The organism is Pseudomonas sp. Sample_10 (genome assembly GCF_004321495.1).
Lineage (GTDB): Bacteria > Pseudomonadota > Gammaproteobacteria > Pseudomonadales > Pseudomonadaceae > Aquipseudomonas.
Genome location: NZ_RCOE01000226.1, coordinates 29,550 through 55,851, shown reverse-complemented (window position 1 = coordinate 55,851; position 26,302 = coordinate 29,550). Strand labels below are relative to the sequence as shown.

Annotated in this window: 20 protein-coding genes; 18 read left to right on the top strand and 2 right to left on the bottom strand. The window is 54.6% G+C overall.

The annotated features are described in order from the left end of the window. The first annotated feature begins 221 nt into the window (after positions 1-221). The 10 genes from eat (at position 222) to D8U18_RS22965 (ending at position 10,432) form a co-directional block, all read left to right on the top strand. Positions 222-1,595, top strand: coding sequence for an ethanolamine permease (eat, locus tag D8U18_RS23010; RefSeq protein ID WP_131108510.1), 1,374 nt, complete (start codon positions 222-224; stop codon positions 1,593-1,595). Positions 1,596-1,755: 160 nt separating this feature from the next. Beyond that, on the top strand, positions 1,756-3,150 hold the full coding sequence (locus D8U18_RS23005) for an ethanolamine ammonia-lyase subunit EutB (RefSeq protein WP_056855827.1): 1,395 nt from the start codon (positions 1,756-1,758) through the stop codon (positions 3,148-3,150). A gap of 8 nt (positions 3,151-3,158) precedes the next feature. After that, on the top strand, positions 3,159-3,983 hold the full coding sequence (gene eutC / locus D8U18_RS23000) for an ethanolamine ammonia-lyase subunit EutC (RefSeq protein ID WP_056855828.1): 825 nt from the start codon (positions 3,159-3,161) through the stop codon (positions 3,981-3,983). Between the two features lie 114 nt (positions 3,984-4,097). Beyond that, positions 4,098-4,559 carry a GNAT family N-acetyltransferase gene (locus D8U18_RS22995; protein WP_056855829.1) on the top strand — a complete coding sequence of 154 codons (462 nt, stop codon included), beginning with the start codon at positions 4,098-4,100 and terminating at the stop codon, positions 4,557-4,559. Between the two features lie 310 nt (positions 4,560-4,869). After that, a complete protein-coding gene (locus tag D8U18_RS22990) occupies positions 4,870-5,526 on the top strand; it encodes a DedA family protein (protein WP_056855830.1) in 657 nt (218 codons plus the stop codon). 6 nt (positions 5,527-5,532) lie between these two features. After that, a complete protein-coding gene (locus D8U18_RS22985; RefSeq protein WP_131108508.1) occupies positions 5,533-6,345 on the top strand; it encodes a M90 family metallopeptidase in 813 nt (270 codons plus the stop codon). A 113-nt stretch (positions 6,346-6,458) separates the two neighbouring features. After that, a complete protein-coding gene (gene ppa, locus D8U18_RS22980) occupies positions 6,459-6,986 on the top strand; it encodes an inorganic diphosphatase (protein WP_003205933.1) in 528 nt (175 codons plus the stop codon). Positions 6,987-7,216: 230 nt separating this feature from the next. Beyond that, on the top strand, positions 7,217-7,963 hold the full coding sequence (locus tag D8U18_RS22975) for a helix-turn-helix transcriptional regulator (RefSeq protein ID WP_131108506.1): 747 nt from the start codon (positions 7,217-7,219) through the stop codon (positions 7,961-7,963). Between the two features lie 432 nt (positions 7,964-8,395). After that, on the top strand, positions 8,396-9,610 hold the full coding sequence (locus D8U18_RS22970; protein WP_044287943.1) for an integrase arm-type DNA-binding domain-containing protein: 1,215 nt from the start codon (positions 8,396-8,398) through the stop codon (positions 9,608-9,610). 99 nt (positions 9,611-9,709) lie between these two features. Beyond that, positions 9,710-10,432 carry a hypothetical protein gene (locus D8U18_RS22965; RefSeq protein WP_131108504.1) on the top strand — a complete coding sequence of 241 codons (723 nt, stop codon included), beginning with the start codon at positions 9,710-9,712 and terminating at the stop codon, positions 10,430-10,432. An 82-nt stretch (positions 10,433-10,514) separates the two neighbouring features. Here D8U18_RS22965 and D8U18_RS22960 read toward each other — a convergent pair whose 3' ends face one another. Further along, a complete protein-coding gene (locus tag D8U18_RS22960; protein ID WP_177435053.1) occupies positions 10,515-11,531 on the bottom strand; it encodes an inovirus-type Gp2 protein in 1,017 nt (338 codons plus the stop codon). 431 nt (positions 11,532-11,962) lie between these two features. Further along, positions 11,963-12,193: an AlpA family transcriptional regulator gene (locus tag D8U18_RS22955; RefSeq protein WP_131108502.1), complete on the bottom strand. Its 231-nt coding sequence runs from the start codon at positions 12,191-12,193 to the stop codon at positions 11,963-11,965. Positions 12,194-12,787: 594 nt separating this feature from the next. Between D8U18_RS22955 and D8U18_RS22950 the strand changes: the two genes are divergently transcribed. The 8 genes from D8U18_RS22950 to D8U18_RS22920 all read left to right on the top strand — a co-directional run bounded on the left by D8U18_RS22950 (position 12,788) and on the right by D8U18_RS22920 (position 26,283). Continuing rightward, entirely contained in the window at positions 12,788-13,060 is a 273-nt protein-coding gene (locus tag D8U18_RS22950) for a hypothetical protein (RefSeq protein ID WP_177435054.1), read from the top strand. A gap of 82 nt (positions 13,061-13,142) precedes the next feature. Then, positions 13,143-14,111: a DUF932 domain-containing protein gene (locus D8U18_RS22945; protein ID WP_044287947.1), complete on the top strand. Its 969-nt coding sequence runs from the start codon at positions 13,143-13,145 to the stop codon at positions 14,109-14,111. A gap of 129 nt (positions 14,112-14,240) precedes the next feature. Beyond that, positions 14,241-14,738 (top strand): JAB domain-containing protein, encoded by a 498-nt coding sequence (locus tag D8U18_RS22940; protein WP_131108499.1) that lies wholly within the window; start codon positions 14,241-14,243, stop codon positions 14,736-14,738. Positions 14,739-14,817: 79 nt separating this feature from the next. Next, positions 14,818-14,994, top strand: a complete 177-nt coding sequence (locus D8U18_RS28800) for a hypothetical protein (protein ID WP_167337373.1) — start codon at positions 14,818-14,820, stop codon at positions 14,992-14,994. 424 nt (positions 14,995-15,418) lie between these two features. Beyond that, positions 15,419-17,104: a DNA cytosine methyltransferase gene (locus D8U18_RS22935; protein WP_080923231.1), complete on the top strand. Its 1,686-nt coding sequence runs from the start codon at positions 15,419-15,421 to the stop codon at positions 17,102-17,104. 20 nt (positions 17,105-17,124) lie between these two features. After that, entirely contained in the window at positions 17,125-19,269 is a 2,145-nt protein-coding gene (locus tag D8U18_RS22930) for a hypothetical protein (RefSeq protein WP_044287949.1), read from the top strand. Continuing rightward, positions 19,266-20,807, top strand: a complete 1,542-nt coding sequence (locus D8U18_RS22925) for a hypothetical protein (protein WP_044287951.1) — start codon at positions 19,266-19,268, stop codon at positions 20,805-20,807. The genes D8U18_RS22930 and D8U18_RS22925 overlap by 4 nt, the downstream gene beginning before the upstream one ends. Further along, positions 20,800-26,283, top strand: coding sequence for an ATP-binding protein (locus D8U18_RS22920; protein ID WP_177435052.1), 5,484 nt, complete (start codon positions 20,800-20,802; stop codon positions 26,281-26,283). The genes D8U18_RS22925 and D8U18_RS22920 overlap by 8 nt, the downstream gene beginning before the upstream one ends. Positions 26,284-26,302: the final 19 nt, after the last annotated feature.

The following is a 26,302-nucleotide window of genomic DNA, read 5'->3' as shown; positions in this document are numbered from 1 at the left end:
GGCTTCTTCTGATCCGGCGCGATATCGCGTAACGGCTATCGCGGGCAAGCCTTGCTCCTACAGACCGCGCAAATCTGTAGGAGCCGGCTTGCTGGCGATGGCATCCGCAAACACACCGCAAATCATCGCCCTGCCGCCCTGGCACGGGCTTTGCGTGCCCGCATTACACGCAACCGCAGCGCCCGAAAGTCCACAAGCTCAAAAAAAACCAGAGAGGACTTATGACTATTCCTTCCACACAGCTCAAACCCACACTCGGCACCCTGCATTTATGGGGCATTGCCGTCGGCCTGGTGATTTCCGGCGAGTACTTCGGCTGGAGTTACGGCTGGGGCACCGCAGGAACCCTGGGCTTTCTCGTCACCGCGCTGATGGTGGCGACGATGTACACCTGCTTCATCTTCAGTTTTACCGAGTTGACGACGGCGATTCCCCACGCAGGCGGACCATTTGCCTACAGCCGCCGAGCCTTCGGCGAGAAAGGTGGATTGATCGCCGGTATCGCCACCCTGATTGAATTTGTCTTTGCGCCCCCGGCCATCGCCATGGCCATCGGCGCCTACCTCAACGTGCAGTACCCGGAACTGGACCCGAAGCTCGCGGCAGTCGGCGCCTACATCATTTTCATGACCCTCAATATCCTCGGTGTCGGTATCGCGGCCGCCTTTGAATTGGTGGTCACTGTATTGGCCGTCGCCGAACTGCTGGTGTTCATGGGCGTGGTTGCGCCGGGGTTCAGCTTCAGCAACTTCGTACTCAACGGCTGGTCGGGTGCCAATGAATTCACGATAGCGTCGATTCCCGGCATTTTCGCGGCCATTCCCTTCGCCATCTGGTTCTTTCTCGCCATTGAAGGCGCGGCCATGGCGGCCGAAGAAGCCAAGGATCCGAAACGCACGATTCCCCGCGCTTACGTCAGCGGCATTCTGACCCTGGTGTTCCTGGCCATCGGTGTGATGGTGATGGCCGGGGGTGTCGGCGACTGGCGTCAACTGTCGAACATCAACGACCCGCTGCCCCAGGCCATGAAAGCCGTGGTCGGCAACGATTCGACCTGGATGCACATGCTCGTGTGGATCGGCCTGTTCGGCCTGGTGGCTAGTTTCCATGGGATCATTCTTGGCTACTCGCGACAGTTCTTTGCCTTGGCCCGCGCCGGCTACCTGCCACGCGGCCTGGCCAAGCTTTCGCGGTTCCAGACCCCGCATCGGGCGATTCTCGCCGGTGGCGTGATCGGCATCGCCGCGATCTACAGCGATGGCCTGGTCAACCTGCAGGGCATGACCCTGACGGCCGCGATGATCACCATGTCGGTATTTGGCGCGATCGTGATGTACATCATCAGTATGCTGAGCCTGTTCAAGCTGCGTAAAACCGAGCCGAACCTGGAACGCACCTTCCGTGCACCGGGCTACCCGATCGTACCGGGCATCGCGCTGTTTCTGGCCGTGGTGTGCCTGGTGGCGATGGCGTGGTTCAACACCTTGATCGGGTGTGTGTTCCTCGGCTTCATGGCCGCCGGCTACCTGTATTTCCAGCTGACCGCACGGCAACGTTCAGAGGCACCGACGGACGCTATGCTCGAAGGTATCTGAATGCACCGACGCCGGGCGCACGCCCTATTTGTGAGCGCCCGATTCCTGTAGGAGCGAGACTTGCCCGAAGGGCATGATGCGGTGTGACTGAAACGCTGTGTAATCGTTTTTCGCGGGCAAGCCTCGCTTCTACGGGTCATCAATTAACCAGGAGGACAGCATGGCCGTTTATGTCCATTGCGTCGGCGCCCAGACCTATCGCTTCGATAGCCTCAAGGAAGTGATGGCCAAGGCCAGCCCGGCGCGGTCCGGGGACTTCCTGGCCGGTGTCGCCGCGCTCAATGATGGCGAACGCGTCGCCGCGCAAATGGCGCTGGCTGACATCCCGCTCAGCCACTTCCTGCAGGAAGTGCTGGTTCCCTACGAGGACGATGAAGTCACCCGCCTGATCATCGACACCCACGACAAGCAGGCTTTCGCCGTCGTCAGCCACCTCACCGTCGGCGGCTTTCGCGACTGGTTGCTCAGTGATGCCGCCGACGAACAGGTCCTGCGCGCCCTCGCCCCCGGCCTGACCCCGGAAATGGCCGCGGCCGTGTCAAAGATCATGCGCGTGCAGGATCTGGTGCTGGTGGCGCAAAAAATCCGCGTGGTCACCCAGTTTCGCGGCACCCTGGGCTTGCGCGGGCGCCTGTCCACACGCCTGCAACCCAACCACCCGACCGACGAACCGGCCGGTATTGCCGCGAGCATTCTCGACGGTCTGCTGCACGGTAACGGCGATGCCATGATCGGCATCAACCCGGCCACCGACAGCATCGCCTCAATCTGCGCCATGCTGGAAATGCTCGACGCGATCATCCAGCGCTACGAGATTCCGACCCAGGCCTGCGTGCTGACCCATGTCACCACGTCTATCGAAGCGGTCAATCGTGGCGTGCCGCTGGACCTGGTGTTCCAGTCGATCGCCGGCACCGAAGCTGCGAATGCGAGCTTCGGTATCAATCTGAATGTACTCAAGGAAGGTTATGACGCCGGATTGAGCCTCAACCGCGGCACACTCGGGCAAAACCTGATGTATTTCGAAACCGGCCAGGGCAGCGCCCTGTCGGCCAACGCCCACCATGGCGTCGATCAACAAACCTGCGAAACCCGGGCCTACGCTGTCGCGCGACACTTCAAACCGTTTTTGGTGAACACCGTCGTAGGATTTATCGGTCCGGAATACCTCTATAACGGCAAACAGATTATTCGCGCCGGTCTCGAAGATCACTTCTGCGGCAAGCTGCTGGGCGTGCCGATGGGTTGCGACATCTGTTACACCAACCACGCCGAGGCCGACCAGGATGACATGGACACCCTGCTGACCTTGCTGGGCGTGGCCGGGATCAACTTCATCATGGGCATCCCCGGCTCCGACGACATCATGCTCAATTACCAGACCACGTCGTTCCACGATGCGCTCTATGCCCGGCAGACCCTGGGGCTCAAACCTGCGCCGGAGTTCGAACAGTGGCTGGCGAAAATGGGCATCTTCACCCAGGCGGACGGCCGGGTTCTGTTCGGCAACAGCCTGCCACCGGCCTTCCGCCAGGCCTTGGCGCAACTGGGATGAGTGTTGATATGGAAAAGCCGCCTTACGACCCGCACAACCCATGGCTGGAGCTGCGACGCCTGACACCGGCGCGCATTGCCCTTGGCCGTACGGGCACCAGCATGCCCACTCGCGCGCAGCTGGACTTTCAATATGCCCACGCTCAGGCCCGGGATGCGGTGCACTTGCCGTTTGACCACGGGGCATTGCGCTCACAACTGAGCGAGCGCGGGCATGCAAGTCTTTTGCTGCATAGCGCGGCCGTTGACCGCAACAGCTATTTGCAACGCCCCGATCTTGGGCGAAAACTGAGCGATGCGTCGGCCCAGGTTCTACGTGATCACGCTTCGGCCAATCCGGGCGGAGTCGACCTGGTGATCGTGGTCGCCGATGGTTTGTCAGCGTTGGCCGTTCATCGCCATACGCTGCCGTTTCTGGCGCGACTGGAAGAACAGGTTCGCGCCGAAAACTGGTCCGTCGCCCCGATCGTGCTGGTGGAACAGGGCCGCGTTGCCGTCGCCGATGAAGTCGGCGAATTGCTGGGGGCGAAAATGACCGTGATCCTGATCGGCGAGCGCCCAGGCCTGAGCTCGCCAGACAGTCTGGGGTTGTATTTCACCTATAACCCCAAAGTCGGCCTGACAGACGCCTATCGCAACTGCATCTCCAATGTGCGCCTGGAAGGCTTGAGCTACGGCATGGCGGCACACCGTTTGCTGTATTTGATGCGCGAGGCCTGTCGGCGGCAGTTATCCGGGGTCAATCTGAAGGACGAAGCGCAAGTCCAGACCCTGGAGTCAGACGCCGGCGCAGACATGAAGGGAAATTTCCTACTAGGCCCGCCGGATGCCTGAAGCGCTTGCGCGTTGCACTTTCGTTCCAGTTTCAGGCAGGATCGGCTCGCGGCTGCCAGGATTTCCCGTTGCCGTTCAAGCACGCAAGACAGCCACTTGAAGACGAGACCTACCATGCGGATTATTCAAGCGACCCTCGAACACCTGGACCTGCTGACCCCGTTGTTCGTCAAATATCGCGAGTTTTATGGCTCCCTGCCGTATCCGGACTCGTCCCGGGCGTTTCTCGAAAAACGCCTTCGTCGCAAAGAGTCGGTGATCTACCTGGCCCTTTCCGATGATGACAACAACAAACTGTTGGGCTTTTGTCAGTTGTACCCAAGCTTCTCTTCGCTTTCGCTTAAACGCGTGTGGATCCTCAACGACATCTACGTCGCCGAAGACGCACGTCGCCAACTGGTCGCCGACAATCTGATTCGTACCGCGAAAAAAATGGCCAAGGAAACCAATGCCGTGCGCATGCGGGTGTCTACCAGCAGCAACAACGCAGTGGCGCAGAAAACCTACGAATCCATCGGATTCAAGGAAGATACCGAGTTCAAGAACTACGTATTGCCGATCAGCGACGAGCTGTAAGGTCGCTGCAGCGGGGTCGATCTCTGCCATGCAGAGGATCGACCCCTGAGGCCGTCAATCCATCCGATGGAATTTTCCCGCCCCCTCAAACTCAAGGGTTCAGGGTGTGTTTGTGTGAGTTATTAATTGTCACCAGACTTGCGCACGTTCAACCGACATGCCCCGCTACAATCTCGACGCGCTTTTCACCACTCAACTCGTATAATGCCGATCTTTCCGGCTTGTAAGAAAAACTACGTCCGTTCGTAGGCTTTCGCGAAGTCATCCGCACAAGGCCCGCTGACCTGGACCGTTATCACAGGTGCTTTCCATGGATTTCAACCCGCTCGACCTAGTCCTGCATCTCGATGTCTACCTCGATTTGCTGGTAACCAATTACGGGCCATGGATCTACGCCATTCTGTTTCTGGTGATTTTTTGTGAAACCGGCCTGGTGGTCATGCCGTTCCTGCCGGGTGATTCGTTGCTGTTCATCGCCGGCGCAGTTGCCGCAGGTGGCGGCATGGACCCGGTGCTGCTGGGTGGCCTGCTGATGCTGGCGGCGATATTGGGCGATAGCACCAACTATGTGATCGGACGAACGGCGGGCGAACGCTTGTTCAGCAATCCGAACTCGAAGATCTTCCGCCGCGACTATCTGCAACAAACCCACGACTTCTATGAAAAGCACGGCGGTAAAACCGTGACCCTGGCGCGCTTCCTGCCCATCATCCGCACCTTTGCACCGTTCGTCGCGGGCGTTGCGCGGATGCCGTACCCGCGCTTCTTCGCCTTCAGCGTGCTGGGCACCATCCTTTGGGTCGGCGGTCTGGTCACCCTCGGTTACTTCTTCGGCAACGTACCGTTCATCAAGTCGAACCTGTCGTTGCTGGTGGTCGGCATCATCCTGCTATCGCTGGTTCCGATGATCATCGGCGTGGTGCGCAGTCGCTTCGGCAACGCAGCGTCCAAAGCTCACACGCGCTGATCCTCGATGTGGTCCCTGAGCGCCTGGCGTCGCCGGCGCATTCTGGCCAGGCACCCGATTGCCGACGATATGTGGCAACGGGTGCGCCATCACCTGAGCTTTCTCGACGGCATCACCGCGGCCCAGGACCAATGGCTGCGTGAAGCCTGCGTGCTGTTCCTCGAAGACAAACACCTGACTGCCCTGCCCGGCGTCGAATTGCATCAGGAGCAACGCCTGTTGCTCGCCGCCCAGGCGCAACTGCCGCTGATGAACCTGGGTGATCTGAACTGGTACCAGGGCTTTCACGAAATCATCCTCTACCCCGACGACTTCCTCAGCCCCCAGCGCCACCGCGACGCCAGTGGCATCGAACACGAATGGAACGGCGAGCACAGCGGTGAAGCCTGGCAGCAAGGGCCGATCATCCTCGCCTGGCCCGGTGTGATGGCCAGTGGTGGCTGGGAAGGCTACAACCTGGTCATCCACGAACTGGCGCACAAACTCGACATGCTCAACGGCGACGCCAATGGCCTGCCACCGCTGCACGCCGACATGCGCGTCAGCGCCTGGGCCAAAGTCATGCAGGACGCCTACGATGACCTCGACCGGCAGCTGGAACACAACCCGGACGCCGAGACCGCAATCGACCCATACGCCGCCGAGAACCCTGCCGAGTTCTTCGCCGTCACCAGTGAATACTTCTTCAGCGCCCCGGATTTGCTGCACGAGGCTTATCCACAGGTGTATGAGCAGTTGCAGCTGTTCTACCGCCAGGATCCGCTCGGAAGATTGAAGCAACTTCAGGCGCATGATCCGGTCTATCAGCCACACGACTAAGGTCTACACGACTTCTGGTCCATGGCGTCGGCGTAGGAATATGCCTATAATCGCCGCCACTTTTTGGTCAATCCGGCCAAGTGTTTTTGGTCAACTAACGGGGGCAACGCCCAATGAGCTACAGCAAGATTCCGGCTGGCAAAGACCTGCCGAACGACATCTACGTCGCGATCGAGATTCCGGCCAACCACGCGCCGATCAAATACGAAATCGACAAAGACAGCGATTGCCTGTTCGTTGACCGTTTCATGGCCACCCCAATGTTCTACCCGGCCAACTACGGTTACATCCCGAACACCCTGGCCGACGACGGTGATCCCCTCGACGTGCTGGTCGTGACCCCTTATCCGGTTGCACCAGGTTCGGTGATCCGCGCCCGTCCGGTCGGCATCCTGAACATGACCGACGACGGCGGCGGCGATGCCAAAGTCATCGCCGTTCCACACGACAAGCTGTCGCAGCTGTACGTCGACGTGAAGGAATACACCGATCTGCCACCCCTGCTGATCCAGCAGATCGAGCACTTCTTCGCGAACTACAAGGATCTCGAGAAGGGCAAGTGGGTCAAGATCGAAGGCTGGGCCGGCGCAGACGCCGCCCGCGAAGCGATCACCAAGTCGGTAGCTGCCTACAAAGGCTAAGCCGCCGCGGTACGCTTCTGGCGACCCGCTTCAAGAAAAACCCCGGTGATCCGGGGTTTTTTGTGGGCGCTTGAAAAGCATCACTTAAACGCCTTGTTTAAGATGGCTCTGTTTTGGTTTTTTCTTGTTTAATTTTCGCCGTTTACGTCTTACATCAAGTCTTAAATTTCCCTCGTTTTTGAACGGCTCGTTTATTCAAAGCCTTATGCCGCCTCCGTAGACTCATGTTTATGAAAAAGAACACTAGCGGCCCACGCTTTCGAGCGCTCCTTCGACTTGCCAACATCACGACATCCGGTTTTGCCGAGTTTTTGAACACGGCACCACAAAATGTCCACAACTGGTACACCCGAGGTGTGCCCGCCCACTGCCTGGAAGAAGTCGCCACGCGGCTCTCCGTGAACAGGGAATGGCTGAAAACCGGTGAAGGCCAGAAAGATGCCCGGCATCTGCGCGTGGCCGACGAGTCGGGCAACGTCTTCGACGCCCAGGCCATCCGCGGCGTCTATACCGTGGTCGAACCCACCGATGTCGACTTGCCGTTCTACAAGGAAGTCCCGACGGCCACTGACCCCAACAAAACCCACGTCGTCGAGGACCGAGAAGAGTCCATACGCCTTCCCCGCAGCCACCTCGACTCCCTGGAAATCAACCACTGCGACGCCATCTGCGCCCGTATGGTCGGCAACAGCATGGCCGAGAAAATCGAAGAAGGTTCGACGATCGCCATCGACCGGGGCCTGACACAAATCGTCGACGGCCAGATCTACGCTGTCGAGCACGACGGCATGCTGCGCATCAAATACCTGCACCGAATCCCCGGCAACGCCCTGCGGATGCGCAGCCACAACAGCGGCGAGTACCCAGACGAGATCCTCAGGCGCGAACAGATCGAAGAACAGAACTTCAGGGTGTTGGGTTGGGTGTTCTGGTGGTCGACGCTGAACAAACGCAGGCCGGAGGTGCCGTTCCTGTAAAACGTCATCAATTGCGGATGTCGTCGCATCGCAAGGCTCTGGTCGGCACCTTCTACTGGGAATTTCCATCAAACCTGCGTATGCTGCGCCCCACATTTGCGCATCGACCCGCCCCGCGGCTCAGATCGCACCGACAAGGCAGATGACTTTCTCGCCGAGTCCCGCAGCCGGACGCAAGATCCGGGTGTACGTTTTGAAGGCTGGCGCGGTTTACCAAAAATGATCCAAGCCAGTCCCCGAGAAGCCGGCCACAAGCCGGCTTTTTAATTGTCCAAAATAAACCTATCCCATCCGAGAAGCCACCTGATAGCTTAGCTATTCCGGGGTCTTCAGGCGCTTTCCTGTCCGATGGTGTTCAACACCATTTAACCTCATCCAACAACACAGTGGGGGGACAGGTGGGGGGACATAAGGGACGACAGGGAGAATCCAATGGGTAAGTTGAATCCGAAACAAGTCGAAAACCTGACCGAACCGGGCACCTATGAAGATGGTGATGGGCTTCGCTTGGTTGTCAAACCTACCGGGCGCAAATCCTGGCTACTTCGCTTCCAACTGGCAGGACGTCGCAGAGAGATGGGCTTGGGGTCATTCCCTGAAGTGAGCCTCAAGAAAGCTAGGCTTGAAGCCAGCGCTAAGCGCAGTCTATTAAGCGACGGTATAGATCCTCTAGCTGCTCGCGACATTGAACGCGCAGCCCAACTAGAAGCACAGCGAACAAGCGCGGCAAAACAGTTGAAGTTCGAAACACTCGCGAAGGACTATTGCGAGGCTCACGGAAGCACCTGGTCAGATAAGTGGCGCAAAGGCTGGCTGAGAAAGCTGGAGCTGTACGCGTTTGACCACATCGGCAAACTGTCAGCCGAGGAGATCGGCACGCCTCAGGTGCTCAAGGTGTTGCAACCCATCTGGGCTACCAAAACCAGAACCGCCGATGAGTTACGTGGGCAAATTGAACAGGTTCTGGATGCCGCCAAGGCCCGTAACCTGCGAGAAGGTGAGAACCCTGCTCGCTGGCGCGGACACTTAGACAATTTGTTGAGTCGCGCTGAAAAGAAGAAGGCTCGGAAGCGTGAGCACTTTGAGGCTTTGCGCTGGCAGGATGTGCCGGCACTGATGTTCAAGCTCAGGGCAAACTCCACACCTCCGTCTTGGGCCGCTCAACTGCTAATCATGACCAGCGCACGCGCTCACATGGTCAGGTTCGCTCGTTGGGATGAGTTTGACCTGGAAGCTGGAACTTGGTCGCTGCCGGATGAGCGAATGAAGATGCGAATAGCTTTCGTAATTCCACTCGCTGAAGAAGTCGTGACGCTGGTAAAGACCATTCCGCGAGATGAAGGAAGTACCTTTCTATTCCCTGGCCAGGGCAAGACAGGGGTCATGCATGCGAACGCTGTACGCACGCTACTGCATGGCATGGGATACGAGAGAATCACCCGACACGGCTTTCGGTCCTCATTTCGAGACTGGGCCGGGGAATGTACCCATTACCCGCGCGAGGTATGCGAGATGGCGTTGGCGCATGATGAGCGTGACCAGACTGAAGGGGCCTATTCCCGCTCGGACTTTCTCGACAAGCGCCGCGCCTTGATGAACGATTGGAGCAAATTTCTAACCACTCCCGTAACGGCCGCCAAACTCTGAGCTTGAGCCATGCCCGTTACCCACCCCAAAAATAGGGATATTAGAAACTGAGGTATCGGCCGACACGCAACGTCAACAACTACGATAAAGAACTACACAATGACAAAAACGACGTCACCACTCTTTTCAGCGCTTCAATTCGCAACACATCTGAATGAACGTATTGGCAATACCAGCATTGGTGAAGCCATCGCGAGAAACCACGGATTACTCTTGGAACATTTCTTCGAACCGCTGCTTGGCCGCGACGTACATATCAAACTGTTGAGTGATATCCGCGTGGTTACGAGCGATCTTGCACGACAAGCGGAGCTGGAGCAGGCGTGGGGTAGCGAAGTCAATGAGTATGACGACGAAACCAAGAGCATTCTCAAAGAGGCTCAATACGCCTGTTTGTACATTGAACTGGCTAGGGCCGCAGAAGCAAGCAACGAACATGTCCGCGCCTGGGCCTTCAACAACCACGCTAGCCTAATGGTCGGAGAAATTATAGAAAAATCAGCAGTCATCCAAAAACGCGAAGAATTTAAAAAACGCTCTCAACAAAACAGCAAAAACGGAAAAGCTCGAATTAAAAACTTCCTACCAGTCCAAGAAGAAGCAATAAGGCTGCTTGAGGAGTTGAAACCGAAGGGTGGCTGGCCTAGCTACCGTAGCGCAGCAACCGCACTAGAGGAGGATCTGGCCGAGTTCATTCTCAAAACCCGCCCACTTGGTTTGACCTCATCGAATATTCGAGAGCTTTTAGAGAAAACCTGGCTTCCTAAAGATAAACTCGTGAATCCTGCTTGGAAAAAGAATAAACATGCGGATGCACAATAAAGCTCAGATTTCCCGCAGCTGTGCTTTCGAGATCGACCATACGGCTCTCAGTGCCGCTGAGAGCCTTTGGCTGCGTTCCCCCCTATGCAGCGCGAGTGCTATCCGTAGGGACCGCCCTAGGCCTACCGCGCGGGTCTTTCTGACGAGGTCGTTCCATTTTTCCCATGCCGCGCCCAACCGCTTGAAGCTTCATGTAGAGATCAATCTTGGTCAGGTAGAGCACCGCCTTGCCTAGCCCATCCCGCATCAGGCTATCCCGGTGATCGACCATACCGATCCCACAGCTCTTGTAGCGCGATTTGTCCGCGTTACAGTTGTAATACACGCCTCGGCCTTTAGTAATCACATTGAGCCAGTACTGGCCTATTCGCTTGACCAGCGTTCCATCCTCCCGAACCTTGGAGCCATCAAAGAAAAACATCATATGATAATGGAAGCCTTTATCCGGCCCATGCTCCAGTTTCCATATGTAGCCCACCATATCGCCAAACAGCTTGTTCGACCTAGTGTTCTGGAACAGATGCTCTCGATCTTGCTTGGCCTCAGCCTGTGTCGTCTTGGAGAACTCTTTGCGGTAGCCCAGATCAACCCTCAGCACCAACAATCTGGAATAGCGCTCAAACAATGCATCTATGTACTCCGTCAGTTCTTTGTAATTTTTATTGCCTGAACGCTGGTAGTTTTTAAGCTTGGACTGGAACTGCTTAGATTTAGCCTCTTGGCGAATCCTATCAACACAACCGTTAAACAATGCGAGCAGCACCTGAGCATCACCGCATAGCGCTGCTCGTTTGTGCGACAAATACGTGTGATGCAAGCCCGCATCTGTAATCTGCCTGACGACCAATTCGATATACGGCTCAAACCTATACAACTCACCAAATCGGTCATCACTGAAAACATGCACTTTTACCAGCTTACGCAATATATCACCCGCAGCATTAAACTTCAGAGCGCTGCCACCGTCCCTGTCAACATACAACTCGAATGCGTCCCCCTCCGACTTGATGAGCTGCTGAGCCAAAAACGATGTTCGCTTCAGCTCACAGACCAAACCGATATCTAACTCGCCCTGTATGTCACCGCTCTCAAGCTTCATACGACACGTGCTCAAGAGCGCATTATAGCGCTCATGATTAGACACGCTTACATAGCCCTTCATACCCTTAAGCACTCAATAGATTACGTTGATTATTGATTGACTTGTCTTGGAACAAGTCAATCCATTCTTCTGTACTTTCTTCAGGCATGCCTCTCTATAAGATGGATAAGCATAAAGGACACCGATTATAATTGAACCCCATCATCACTAGAGCCATTACCAATGGCAAAGAGAGATACTACTAATTACTGCTGATAACATATAAGCCAGAAATATTTAGGCAAGCCGAGTCCGATCAAAGTACTGCCTGCAGCGCACCTCGCAACAAAAATATTAATTAAAACCCCATACAGAGTTAGTGTTCGAACTCAGCACAAAAATAGTCAGAAAATTTCAGTCTACTCACCGGTGAAGAGGCCTTTTAATGATTAGCATGCCTCCTTGGCAGACATGCGCTGCTCAATCCACGTGGTGATTTCGGAGTCGATCCAGCCAATGGCCGAGGCCCCCAGCTTGATCGGTTTGGGGAACGTAGGGTCGTACCTCGGCGACTGGACGTTCATGCGATCATAAATCGTTGACCGCCCAAGGCCGATACGCTCGGTCAATTGCTTAAGGCGCAATATCCTCGGGGAGAAAACCGTTTGGGTGTTTGTCACTTGGCTACTCGTTATGTGTTTGGGAGTGATGCGACTTTAAAGCGAGCGTGCCGCAACGATAAGACCGGCAGCGACAAGTATTTTTTTCCTGAGGATTGGCATGCTCCTCAAATGTGGAAACACGCTACCCGCCTCACGACCCGTGGAAGTGGTCTCTGCCCCCCGTTCGACGTTGCCCCTATGCATCTACACCGTCAATTCGTCTGACGTGCCTGTGAGGCCTGGCGGTGGTTTCTGGGTTTTAGCTCCGCTGCCGATGCTTCTTTTTGTGAATACTGCTCTAGGGGACCGGACACATCATTGGCCATTCCAGTAGTTTTCCATCGACGCATCGGTTGGCAAAAACCCTTCGTAAATACCCAAAAATCCCCGCCTAAAAGGAGCTTTCTGAACCGTAGGAACTAACTCAGTAGCTGAGGAACTAACTCCGCATGGCCTTTGGCTGCCAACGCCGCTAGCCCCCGCCACCAAAACGATATTGAAACTAATTTCACAACTACATCACCACACTGAATATCCCTCATGGAATCCAACACCATGTTATTTCAGTGCCCTTGCTGTACCTCCAGAAAAATTGCTTATCTCCAACCAGCCATGAAGATTGCTGCCTTCGTGGGTACTGTCGTCGGTGCCACGCACGGTGCAAGCACAGCACTCATCGATAGCCAATTAGGCTCGACCGCAGGCGCTCTTATCAGTCCGCTGGGCATCAAACTTGGACGCCTCTCGGGTGCCTTGCTTGGCGGGTTTGTCGGGAGCGTGCGCGGCTGCGCGCTCGGCGCTCAGCTCGGCGAAAAGTTGGATCGCTATGCGCTGGCCAACAACCTCTGTCTGGTCTGCGGACATCGCTTCAACCTGCCTACTTAATCAGCACACTCTCCCTAATCAACCCGGCTCGTGCTGCGATCTGCGCAGCGCTTATGCCGACCGTTACTCAAAGGAATCACATATGGCTCATCTCATTGAACAAATGGCTTATGTTGGTGCTACGCCCTGGCATGGCTTGGGCTCTGCTCTGTCACCGAATCAACCCCTGGAAGTCTGGCAACGCGAAGCCGGCATGAACTGGCAGATTCAGGACAGCCCAGTTCATTTCAAAGCCGATGCCGCCCGTCACCTAGGCACCATTCACTCATTCCCGGAGCAAAAGGTGCTGTACCGATCCGACACTAAAGCACCTCTGTCGGTGGTCTCGCATCGCTATCAAGTGGTCCAGCCCCGTGAAGTTTTGGAGTTCTATCGAGAACTGACGGAAGTCACGGGCTACGCACTTGAAACCGCTGGAGTGCTCAAAGGTGGTCGTAAGTTCTGGGCTCTCGCCAGGACAGGCCAGGCGACAACCCTAAGGGACAAGGATCAAGTCAACGGTTATCTACTGCTGGCGACTTCGTGCGACGGCACATTGGCTACCACTGCGACCCCCACCACCGTTCGCGTGGTCTGCAACAACACCCTGAGCATCTCCTTGAACAGCGCCAGTCACGCCATAAAAGTGCCGCACAGCACGCGTTTTGACCCGCAAACCATCAAAAAGCAACTAGGTATTGCCGTCTCGCGATGGGACGAATTCATGTATCGGATGCATGCCCTCGCCGAACGCAAAGTTCAGACGAAAGAAGTCATCGGCTTTTTTATGGAAGTGCTATGCGACACCGGCGCGCATGACCCCATTCCAAATGTACTGCCCAACAAACGAGCTATGGAGAAGGTGCAAAGCCTCTACGAAGGTAAAGGCCGAGGATCTGAAATGGAGTCCGCTCGCGGAACAGCATGGGGCTTGCTGAATGCCGTGACTGAATATGTGGATCATGAAAAGCGTGCCAGGAGTTCTGAGTATCGAATGGATTCGGCATGGTTTGGGCAAGGCGCAGTAATCAAACAGAAGGCACTCGATGCAGCGTTACAACTCGTTGCGTGAACCATCAAACACAGCATCGCCGAGCGCCTTCTCCAATGGGGCGTTCGGAATCTTTTTATCCCAGCACCGCCCTCAGTAACTGCGCGCCCACCCTCTTGTACTTTCACGCGTTCGGATAGGAATCCCAGCATGAAATATCCCAAGCTCAAATCCGGTGAAACGACCGACACCTATGCCCTGGAATCACCGCTCACCGAGGCGGACGTTTTACAAATGGCTCAACAACTCGCTATGTATCGCCTGACAAAAGGACGTGCATTGACTGAACGCAGACTCGTATTCAGCCACCTACAAACTCTGCTGCAGTTTCATGATTACGAAGTCTTTGCTTTGTTACTGCTCGATACAGAGCACCGGGTTATTGGTTTCAGAGAGCTATTTAGCGGCCCTCTGGAAGGCGCCGGCGTGTACCCACGGGAAGTGGTGAAAATCGTACTGGAACACAACGCTGCGGCTGTGATCTTGGTTCATAAACAACCCTCTGGCACCCAAGAGGTCAGTCAAGCCGATCGCGCACGCACAACTCCTCTTAAACAAGCTCTGAATATGGTTGGCACCCAGATTTTGGATCACGTTGTGGTGGCCCATGAAGGCTGCAAATCAATGGCAGAGCGAGGGAATCTGTAAGCGGCGCGTACGAGCCAATTTAGGAAGGTGGCGCCTAAAACTCTCACCGAGCCAAATCACTTAAAACAAGGAGACTCCCATGGCATTGATACGTTTCTTGATCACACTTTTCACCTTTATCGGCGTGCTGGCAAGCGCTTCAGCAGTAGTGTTGACTGTAATCCTGATATTACGATTCCCGCCGATCCTGATCGCCGTTGGCATAGCTTTATTGCTCTTTCAATGGCTTCTCCAGCGCCAATCCAGATTCGAATAAACGGCAGAAGCCGGACAGGAGGCAGACACGCCTCCTACCGGCACAAATTAATTTTCTTATCTGGCCGATCGAAAATCCGAGCTCTGTTTCTGCGCGACCTGCCGTTCTTCCTTGTTCGGCGCTCCTCGCAAACGTCAGGATTAATTCCCGCGCAGCACTTTCGCGGACGCAAGGGAGCGAGTGTTGCTATGCAGAGCCTATCTAAATCAAGGAGCTCCGTATCAGTCGACGAACGTGACTGTACGAATCGCCCCAAGGCCAATACTGTATATAATCACAGCACTCCGGGCCGGCGCCTTCCAAAACACCTGGATTCACCTGCCAACTCTTCAATACACTCACTCAGCTAGCTCCCGACTAAAGCAGCACAGGGTTGCGCTGAAGAAAGATTACTCGGGTTTCAAACCGGCTAAAGGAGCTCAATATGTGGGTACCACCAAGCGAAGCCCCAGGCTTAGCCGACGCAATATTTCTGGATGAATTCAAAGACATAAGTGAATTGGATAATCTCAAATTAATCCAGCCGTCAGGCGGCCTAAGCCATTGCGTTTGCTTGCAGGGCAATCCATTATCCACCACTATTGCCCCCTCGACGCCTACCGAGCTACCTCTAGTCAGCATGCCGAGTAAGCATCCAGCATCAATGGCGAAAAAAGACCACCATCGTGCTGCCTTTATTGGCGATAGCCAAGGGCTTCGCGAGACGCTCCCTACCCTGAAAACGACCGTATCCGGGCAGGAGCCCATGAAAAATTTCGAAACCCTCCCCTCACTACCTGCCCCCGGGCAACCTTTGATGTTCGCAGATCTCTTTGCGGGCTGTGGAGGCCTATCTCTAGGTCTATCGCTCGCAGGGCTAAACGGCGTTTTTGCCGTCGAACGCGACAAAATGGCATTTTCTACCCTTTCGGCAAACCTGCTCGAAGGGCGTAACGTGCCTGCACCTCAATTCGAATGGCCCGATTGGCTGGAAAGAAAAGCCTGGGGTATCGACGAAATTCTTGAACAGCACCCACTTAAACTTTCCGAGCTCAAGGGCAAAGTGCATGTGCTTGCAGGAGGCCCTCCCTGCCAAGGATTCAGCTTCTCAGGAAAGCGACTAGAGTCCGACCCACGAAACCAACTGTTTGAGAAGTACGTGGAAATGGTCAAGGCCATTCAGCCAGCGGCCATTGTCCTGGAAAACGTACCAGGCATGAAGGTCGCGCATAAAGCCAAAGCTTGGAAGGACCTTGGAATTCAAGTAAAGCCCCAGTCCTACTATGACAAGCTTGTCGCAAGCCTGGATAGCGTTGGATATCAGGTCCTCGGTCGAATATTGGACTCCTCACTTTTTGGAGTCCCCCAGAAGCGACCACGCCTAATCGTTATAGGAGTTCGCAAGGATCTTGCTCGTCATCTTCGTGGAGGCGCCAGCAGAGCTTTCGAGCTGCTAGAGGAAGCTAGGCTGAAACAACTGCAGGAGCTTGGCCTTCCAGAAATAGTCAGCGCTTCGGAGGCCATTTCGGATCTGGAGATAAAGCACACGGGTATCAGGCCATGCACTGATCCTTCTTCTCGTACCGGCTTCCAAGAGCTCGCGTACAAGGGGCCTCGGACACCGTATCAAGCCCTCATGCATCAGGGGAGTGACGGCTCCATGGACAGCGTACGCTTAGCAAAACACAAGCCTGAGGTCAGTGAACGGTTCTTGAAGATCATTCAGGACCCCGAGTGCATCAAGGGTAGCTTGATGAGCTTGGCCCAACGGGAGAAATATGGTCTCAAGAAGCACCGCATTTGCCTAATGCGAGCGGAAAATCCTGCTCCCACAATAACGACGTTGCCTGACGATGTGCTCCATTACAGCGAGCCCAGAATACTGACCGTCCGAGAGTCTGCGCGTCTGCAGTCGTTTCCCGACTGGTTCCAGTTCCGAGGTAAATTCACCACCGGCGGGAGCCAACGTACTAAGGAATGCCCGCGCTACACGCAGGTAGGCAACGCTGTTCCTCCTTACCTTGCAAGAGCCATTGGCCTGGCGATCGAGTCCGTACTAAAAGAAGCCATCGCCGCAAAAAGTCAAAAAACAATCAGTGAACCAGAACAAGAAATTTTAGCCATCGCTTAAAAACATAGGAGTCGAGGGGAATGGATAGCACCCAAATGGAAGGGGCGCGCTACCCCGCTGCCCTTGTCGACTGGGCCGGCCATCACTCGGGGGGAGTGAAGCGGCTTTTAGACAACGAAAGCGGGCAGCCCAACAAACTATTATTAAGGACAAGCCTTCTGGCTCGGCTCCAAGCCTGGACCGAGAAGCTTCCGGCCGACAGCACGAGCATCCCAAGGATTATCCTGCTGGTTGGCGGACCAGGTAATGGAAAAACCGAAGCGATCGAGTCCACTATCCACTGGCTAGACGCGAACCTAGGCTGTGGAGGACGGCTCATCGAAGAGCTTTCAAAGGCATTCCATCCATCCGCTGGATTCAAAGTTCCACGAATAGTAAGCGTCGATGCTGGAAGCCTTTCAAGACTCGATAGTAGTCTGAGCTTAGATATAGTTCAGGACGCCACTTCGACAGCTGGTCACGAGGGAAGCACTGCGCCAGCACTCCTTATCGAGGAGCTCGGCAGGCTTCTGGATGGGCCACCATCCCAAGCTTATCTATGCTGCGTTAACCGGGGCGTCCTCGATGACGCATTGATACATGCTCTCGACAATAATCTGGAAAAACCGCGCGCCATCCTCGAGGCTGTTACGCGGGCTGTAAGCCTGGCATACGATGCCCCTTCATGCTGGCCACTCGAAGGTTTCCCATCGATTGCAGTCTGGCCAATGGATGCAGAGTCCCTACTAGTCCAGCCTGACGACGCGACTTCGGCGCCAGCCGAAATCCTAATCGGCCAGGCCACTGCATCCGAAATGTGGCCCATAAAGGGAGCATGTCCAGCAGGCGAAAAATGCCCCTTCTGTACCAGCCAGGTCATCTTAGCCAGAGATGAGCACCGAACTGCGTTACTGAAGATTCTACGCTGGTATGAGCTAGCCAGCGGCAAGCGTTGGAGCTTCCGTGACCTTTTCTCCCTTACCTCGTACTTGTTGGCTGGTCACCACCCAGTAGTTCATGACTCAGCAAGGCACACGCACCAATCAACACCTTGCCAGTGGGCCGAGAATCTTGTCGAACTTGACCACAAAGCAGCCGGCACAAAAAAGCACAACCGGCAATCACTCACTGCGATTTTCCACCTAGCAACATCAAGCTACCAACATGCACTGTTCCATCGTTGGGACAAGGATGCGGCGACCTCGCTCCGCCGTGATCTCAAGGACCTAGGCCTCGAGAAGGAGCTAGATGCCGAAGCAGGGCGAACCCTGATGGGGCTCGTGCACTTTCTTGCAGAGAGAAAGACACATTACCTTCCGGCTACAATTGCGCCATTGCTGGAAGGCCTCGTCGATACCTTAGACCCAGCATTCGCAAGTCCCGACAGTCAGGTCGCGGTAAGTAGCCAAAGCATGGTTAGCCTCGGCGACCTCGACGTTCGCTTCAGTCGCTCCCTAGCCGGCGGAATAGAGTTCATCCGCAAATATAAAGTCTTATCGCGAAACGAGCTGGAGCTACTCAAGCGACTTTCTAATGCAGACGAAATGCTTTCAATGCCTATTGTCCGACGAAGGAGACCTGTCGCGGCCAGTCGTGTTCAACATTTACTCCGCGACTTTGCTTGCCGCCTAGTCCGCAGAAGCATTTGTACCCGAACGGCAGTAGTTGCAGATTTCAAGATCCTGCAGGCTTTCCAACTGGTCGTCGAAGAGAATGACAAGCACCAGCTTTACGAGGTTGTACAGCAAGTGAAGGGCCTGCTGAATACAGGTCAGGAATTCGAGGTCTCACTAACCACTACATTCGGACAACCACTTCCACCCAAGCAACGTCAGGCGACATTGGTTGTGCCTCTACGCCAGGTCAGGATGCTGCCCCAGAACACTCCAGGACGGCCTCGTCCACCAATCTGTTACCTCGGGGTCGGCCATGTGCAATCGGCGCAAGCAATCCCCCTTACCTATGACTTGTTCAAGGCAGTGAAGGAGCTAGAGAGGGGGCTATCCCCTGCTTCTCTCCCTCGTACGGTCTTGGCGCTATTAGATACAACAAAAGCTCGTCTTTCCGGTTCCATTGTCCGGGATGAGGAACTTCTCGAGCATGCCAAAATCCGCATCGGGTCAGATGGCACTGTAGTAGCTCGCTCATGGGATGGCTTAGTCGCGAGCAAGGAGGATGTCGAATGAGCCTTATGGAATTCAAACAAGCACCTTGGCGCTTCTCCAACAGCATTTATCAGAAGTCGGCTCTAGCCATGAGCCCCGCGCCGGAATACGCAAGCTCAGAGGTCCTTCTAGCCTCGCTCTACCGGACGATAGGCTTTGAATCAGTAAGCGAAGGCAGCGTGCCACAGGCGGGACGTGACTTAGATCGACGCATACAGAAACTTCGGGAAAAGAGCCAACTGCCGCCAACTGGAGCCGTAATAGGCGTGGATGCCTGGCACACAGTGCTTCACGGGATATTGGAGAGCCCAAAACTTCCTAACCAGTCTTCCAAACGCTTTGTGCAGGTTACTCCTCTCGTACCAGGAGCGGCGATCTTCTCTGGCTCCGCTCGCCTAAGTAGCAACTCCTGGCCTGCCGGCAGCTTGATACGCCGCATGGTTTGCCTGGGTTCAAAAGATCAGGAATCAGCACAGCGCCTTTGGAAACATCTCTTCGACTCTTTAAGTGTCAATGATAACGACGACTTCTTCGCTCGCTGGCTTGAGCAGGAGACATCGTCGTGGAATCAAGGCACAGGTGCATGGTCTCTTGCGCGGATTCCGGAAGAGGAAGCAACAACACTGACGGCGTCCGACTTTAAGGAAATTCAATTCCTGCCAGCCAGACGATTTGCCAAGGACCTGCAAGCCATCATGCAGGCGAAAGACTCCATGACTCGCCGGCAATGGACTAGTTTATTAGAGGCTGTGCTGCGCCTAGGAGCAGTCTCCCATGTGACATGGTTATGTGATGTCCACGCGAGGATTTGGAGCTGTCTCTCCGCAGCATTTACCGAGGGCGCGACGCCTAACGAGCAAGAGGTAAGGATCGCAATTTTCCCTGAAGCCCCGCAATACATGGCTTACGGAGGAAAGGCACTTCAAGGTATCAAGGACAAGGTGTCCAGCTACCTAAACGCGAGACTGGGGATAAATACGCTCCTTTGGTCACTGAAGCAAATAGGAACCCCCTACGAGGGCGATTTCTCCTCAAGCAAAGGAATTGCCGCACTTTGCCAGCATATCCAAAACCATAGAGATTCCCTCCTTCGCGCAGGGACTCTCGAAACCATTATCGATATACGCGAGCAAGAAGCTCGCGCGTTGCTATGTAGGAAAGGTATCGGCTCGAATTTGCTGGAATTCGCGAGGCACGCGCTAGGGCAACGCCAGACTGCAGTCCCGTTGCTCAGGGGGTATGACCAGGGATATATCCTCAAGAAGAAAGGAAGCAGTCCGTCCAGCCCATGGATCGTATCCCTTGGACCTGTAGCTGTGTTGGCTTTAGTCCACTGCGCCCTCGCCGGGATGGGTGGGCCTCGCTCAATCCATAGACTAGGACTACACCTCGAGGCCTACGGCATTACCGTAGATAAACACGAAATAGCCAGGAATGACTTGGGGCACCAGCTAAGGATGCTTGGTCTTGTGCTCGATAGCCCAGATGCCGAGAGCGGCATGCTGCTATTGCCACCCTTCCACACGAGCCAAGTCCTTCAGGAATACGAATATGAATAAACTCGCAAACTGGCTCGCATCAATTGTCCGTGAAAAAGCTTTGGGTGCAACACAGGGGCTTAGCGGCAAGAAATTTGAGTATCGGCTGATTTTCCGCGGCCCACCCCTTGAGATTCTCGAGCAAGTCTACGTGGAGCTCGCTCGTGATGGGGGAATTCAAGTTATGTCTGGAATAGACGGCAGTATGGTGACTCTACCAGTACTGCTCCAGTATCCAACTGACCAGTTGAATAGCCATAAGCTTCGTATCGGGGAGTCTGGCAAATGCGATAACGACCATTTGCTGGATGTACGAAATGATCCAAATAATTCCAGCTTCGTAGCCCTAGTTCCTGCGGGCCAGCACAACAACCTTTCGATCGAGTCTTCAAGTGATGTATTCGGCATGAGTGCCGATCTCGAAAAATGGTGGGACGACGGCTTTGTGCAGCAATCGGTAAATGAGGCATTGCTCGCCGCAGGCATCGTAGATCCGCAGAGAGACGATGCGAAGCAATTAATCCGTGCAGCTGCAAGCTCCATCGACGAGGTGGATCCAGAGCATGCCAACCACGCAGCTTCATGGCGCATGCTATCCCGCATATTTTCGATAGAGACTGCCCAACTACATCTCTCACCAGGAAATGCGCTTGCCCTGGCATGTGGTCTCCCCCCAATGGCAGACAATGGGCTCTCGTCGAAGGCACAGCTCTCCGTCATAGCGAAAATTGCAGATGAGCTTGCTGATGGGTTCAAGACTGGTATTGAACGCCTAGCACAGGGCGCGCCTGACGATATCGCTCAAGCTCTTCGCGAATTGCTCCACCACCTTCAAGCAAGCTGCGACGTCCCTACTGCCTTTGAACGTGCGACCCAGGCTTTTTATTTGCCAGGGAAAGCCCTAGCGCTAGTTTCTCCACCCGTTTGGTGGACGCTGCTAACTATAGAGCAATGGACTGTTCTGCTTGCCGAAGAGCCCGATGAAGTTATCGGAGAAATCAGTATTCGATGCACGAATAGTATTATTCCCGCAACCAAGGGCTTACCAGCGATAGTGCGTGATAAGGTGGAGCTAGCCGTCTCTACGAGCGAAAGCGGTCAACCAGAAGAGTTTCTACTGACAGGGGGCTCCTATGGTAAGGCGCCAACCCCGTTACAAGCATCCTCTAGCGGAATTAATGAATACACAGATCTTCTCCCTCCCGCACACAAGACACCCTTAACTTATAAGGTCACCTCTACGGGTTGCAAGCCTGCAAGTGTCCGGGTCATTTCGTTAATGAACTGGAAGCCAGGGATACTGGTAACCTGCAGGCTAGCGACAAAACTGTCACCACCTAAGAAACCCAGTAAAAAGACTGCAGCGATGGACTGGGAGACATCCCTTTCGCTGCCTGGTTCGGGGCGATATGAACTGCGCTTCCACTTATCGCCAGGAGCAACCATTGGCAAAGTGGAAGGCATGTCGGACGATGCTACTGAACTAGAAGGACAGCAACAATCCATCGACGCGCGGATCGTTGGAGAAGATGAATATCTAGTAGAAGTTGAGGCCGACGGTAAGTATCAGCTAGATATCGCCTTTAACCTCTTGGGCGAGGCCTCTCCTCAGACCTGCAGAGTTTACCTTGCTTGCGATGAAGCAAAGGAGGAAGGCTGCCGGAGTGAGTTCGAGCGCCTAATCAAGCTAAACCGCCGACATCTTGAAAAGTTCGACACAAAGGCCGTCGTCCATCTGGACCGGAATGCGCGTGCTTCAAGCTTGCAGACCTGGATACTTGAGGAGCAGAACGTAGCCAAATCGTTCAGCCCCCTAGTGATAGCAGATGACTACGTATCTAGTTGGGTTCCACCCAACTGGAATGCCGCTAACGGTCCAATTCTCTCGCAAGGCCGCTTCCTGCATGACCCGCGCCCGAACATTCTGAGTTTCCAGCCACCAAAAGGATTCGTGGAAGCTCGCCAAGAGATTGCAAAATATATACGAGGCGATGACCAGTCGGGACTCATCGAGTCTGCGACGCTAGGAGCCTGGCTCTCGGATGACACTGAGTTTCGCGTACTCGCCGAAACCTATCTTGATGCTTATATGTCTTGGCTCGACACCGACCCGGACATTGCTTGTTGGATAGATGCCATTGCGGTCTGCTCGCTAGAACTAGACGGACGAACCCTGAGTAGAATTCCAGACGCCATCATCCTTTCCCCCCTTCATCCATTGCGACTTGCATGGCATTGCCTTGCCCAGAAAGTCCTACGGGATGAAGTGGAAGGCGACTCCCCCTTACCTTGTCCGGCGGCAAGTATTCTTGACCCAGATTGTGTTCCCGACCTGTTGACCATCTCTCTACAGTCTCCAAGTGGCGTAGAGCGAATAGACTTTCTGTCCGTCGAATGTAGCTCGGACTATTGGTCCGTTCTCTGGAATGGCTCTCGTCTTGGACAGTTACCAGCCCGTACCCGCCGGCCCCCATTCGACAATACTTTTGGCCTAACTGTCGGTGGTATCTCAAGTGGATTCAGTCCAGCTCAGGTTTCGCGCGCACTCGACGATGTAACTAACCTTCTTGCAGCAAAGCCCATTATCAGTCTGGTAGTGTCTAGTGCAGGTGGTACCACTGATGCCTGCAACGAAGGTTTAACCAACTGGTGTACAAAGCGGTTCGGTAACGGAGGCGCGAAAGCACCGATGCAAAGTGTCGGTGCGAAGATTTTGGAAGTTTTCGATACTAGGCTTTCAGGAAGGCCTGACCAAGCCACGATCGCCAACCTCTCCGAGGACACCGATAACCACGTTCGCTGGTATGACAAACAACCTTTAGGCGCCACGCCTGATCTAGGCATCATTGCACAATTAGATTCGGCAGAACCTGGGTCCAAAGATGTAGGCATGCTCTCACCGATGGGCGTTGGCGGCCTAATCAGACATAGGGTTAGGCGTCAGCTTCAAGGCTCATTCCTAAGTGAATCACGTCAAGGCCTGCAGATGCCTCCCTCTGGCGAACCATTTGCCGACAAGGTGTCAACATGCATGCTCATGGTCGAAAGGATGAGGGACAGTAAGGTAGGCCTGCAGTTCTCGCCAAGCGTCCACGCAGTGTCAGACATGCTTAAGGAAAATAGCGCCGGTTACGTTGCAGTCTCGTCCTCTGCAATTGACCCTGCTTGCTTTTTGGGTGGATGGATCGAAGGCACTTACCTGTGGGACTACGACCTCCCCTCGTACTCCCATCGTGCAGGCGATACCAGTGGCTACTACCTCTTATCACAGGTCAAGGAAGCCGATCGTGATGCGTTACGCCGTGTACTGAAGCCCCTTCCAGGATGCGACAACTTAAACGATTCCAAGGTCGAGCAGATTCTTCTGGAGGTCGCTAGAAGGGGAATCCCCACCGTACGCGGCCTCTCTGGGGACGATACAGGTGCTACAGGCGACCTTGGCCTCTTCCTAGCGGTCCGACTCCTTCAAGACCAGTTCCGCGTTGAAGGAAACCTGAATAGCTTGTTACCAGTGCTGGCGGGGTCGTCAGAGGAATCTACAATCGCAATAATCGTTCCCGTCGACCCATTCAGAGGTTATCTTGCCGACCTTGCACGTTCCCTCGGCAAAGAACGCAAAGAGACCTCCCTTTCACGCCCCGACCTGCTGGTAGTCGGCGTACGAATCAGTAGCGACAAAGTGCATCTCCATCTGACGCCCATAGAGGTCAAGTGTCGTCAAGGAAGTGTGTTCGGAGCCACCGATGCCTTCGAAGCCCTTTCGCAAGCCAGAGCACTCTCAAAGCTTTTGGAGGCCATCGAGGAACGCGCCAGTAAATCTATGGCATGGAGCCTGGCTTACCAACATCTACTACTTTCTATGATTGGCTTTGGCTTACGAGTCTACAGTCAGCATCAGGCAGTAGAGGGGCAGGCGACCCGATGGGCGAGTTACCACGAGCGCATCGCCGCAGCGATCCTCGACCCTGCATCAAGACCTAGCCTAGATTTAAGAGGACGACTTATCGTCGTCGATGATTCAACCTTGAGCGGTCCACACGATCGTGATGGCGACAATTTCGAAGAGACGATTGTCATTTCAAGTAAGGATGCAGGTCGTATCGTAGTCGACAACGACCCACAGTCGTTCTACGACGCTGTGCGTGCCAAAGTGGGTGATTGGGGACTATTGCCTCCCCTGCTGACCAAGACTACCAGCGTGCCTTCGTTCGACAGTTCCGCAGCAAAAAACGAACAATCATTAGACCCTTCAATAATTTCGAACAGCGCACCGGTAGTGCAGTTAATCGACGAAGAAACATCCTCCAGCAATTCAAATGGAGAGATCGCACCTTCCTTGATACCTGACGAATTAGGCGCAGGCGTAATCCTTTCCGTAGGCAAAACAGTTGATGGTTTCGAGCCAAGACCGCTAAGTCTAAACATATCGGATACTCGACTAAATCAATTGAACATCGGTGTGGCAGGTGACCTTGGCACAGGTAAGACCCAATTCCTCAAGTCGCTTATCCTGCAGATATCCAGAGCCAGCGATGCAAACCGTGGGATCAAGCCACGCTTCTTGATCTTCGATTATAAGAGCGACTTTAGTAGCCCGGATTTCGTAAAGGCTACGGGGGCAAAGGTGGTAAAACCCTACCACCTACCCCTGAACCTCTTTGATACCACCGGAATGGGGGAATCTTCCGCACCATGGTTAGATCGGTTCCGGTTTTTCGCAGACGTCCTCGACAAGGTGTACTCGGGCATAGGTCCTGTGCAGCGGGACAAACTGAAAGCAGCTGTCCGTAACGCTTACGAGGCAGCTACTGCTCAAGACCGCCAGCCTACGATCTACGATATCCATGCGGAATACAGAGAGATACTCAGCGGAAAGTCGGACGCGCCAATGGCAATCATTGATGATCTGGTAGACATGGAGGTGTTTGCGAAGACCAAGGGGGAAACAAAACCTTTTGACGAATTCTTCGATGGCGTTGTGGTGATATCCCTGAGCTCCATGGGACAAGACGACCGCAGCAAGAACATGCTCGTCGCCATCTTACTAAACATGTTTTACGAGAACATGCTCAAGGTACCCAAGCGAGCTTTTACTGGCACCGACCCGCAGCTCAGGGCGATCGATTCCTACCTATTGGTGGACGAAGCCGACAATATCATGCGTTACGAATTCGACGTTCTACGCAAGCTGTTGCTACAAGGCCGGGAGTTTGGCACTGGCGTGATATTAGCATCGCAATTCCTTAGGCACTTTAAGGTCGGTGCGACCGACTACAGGGAACCACTACTGTCCTGGTTCATCCACAAGGTACCAAACATCACGCCTGCCGAGCTGGGAGTCCTCGGCTTTACATCGGATCTTGCTGAACTATCAGAGCGTGTGAAGACCCTACCTAATCATCACTGCCTCTATAAGTCTTTCGATGTCTCGGGAGAGGTAATTCATGGCTTACCTTTCTACGAACTGGTTAAGAAGGGAAATGAAAGCCCGGCCTAGGAGCTCTCAACGCGGAGGT